At 46.7% G+C, this 767-nt stretch carries 1 protein-coding gene; it reads left to right on the forward strand.

The features are described 5' to 3' along the window. Window positions 1-78: 78 nt before the first annotated feature. On the forward strand, window positions 79-767 hold a 689-nt coding region (locus VCHENC03_RS23140; protein ID WP_009704427.1), incomplete at its 3' end, for a flagellin.

A 767-nucleotide genomic window follows, 5' to 3' on the forward strand; every position in this document is an offset into this window, starting at 1 on the left:
AAGTAACTTTGAGAGAACTACTTGGTTTTCCGAGACGTCGGAAACCGCTACATCGGAAAATCAATTGGAGAAATCACCATGGCAGTGAATGTAAACACAAACGTATCAGCGATGACCGCTCAGCGTTACCTAAACAACGCAAACTCAGCACAACAAACTTCTATGGAACGTTTGTCTTCAGGTTTCAAAATCAACAGCGCGAAAGACGACGCTGCGGGTCTTCAAATCTCGAACCGCTTGAACGTACAAAGCCGTGGCCTGGATGTGGCTGTTCGTAACGCGAACGACGGTATCTCTATTGCACAAACTGCTGAAGGTGCAATGAACGAGACAACTAACATCCTGCAACGTATGCGTGACCTATCTCTTCAATCAGCAAACGGCTCTAACTCAAAATCTGAGCGTGTTGCGATTCAAGAAGAAGTAACGGCACTAAACGACGAACTAAACCGTATCGCTGAAACGACATCTTTCGGTGGTAACCGTCTACTTAACGGTACTTACGGCACTCAGTCTTTCCAAATCGGTGCGGACAACGGTGAAGCAGTAATGCTTAACCTAAAAGACATGCGCTCAGACAATAAAATGATGGGCGGCGTGAGCTACCAAGCTGACAACGGTAAAGACAAAAACTGGAACGTTGAAGCGGGCAAAAACGACCTGAAAATCAGCCTGACTGACAGCTTTGGTCAAGAGCAAGAAATCAACATCAGCGCGAAAGCGGGTGACGATATCGAAGAGCTAGCGACGTACATCAACGGTCAAAC

Origin of the sequence: Vibrio sp. HENC-03 (genome assembly GCF_000305755.2) — a bacterium.
Taxonomy (GTDB): Bacteria; Pseudomonadota; Gammaproteobacteria; order Enterobacterales; family Vibrionaceae; genus Vibrio; species Vibrio owensii.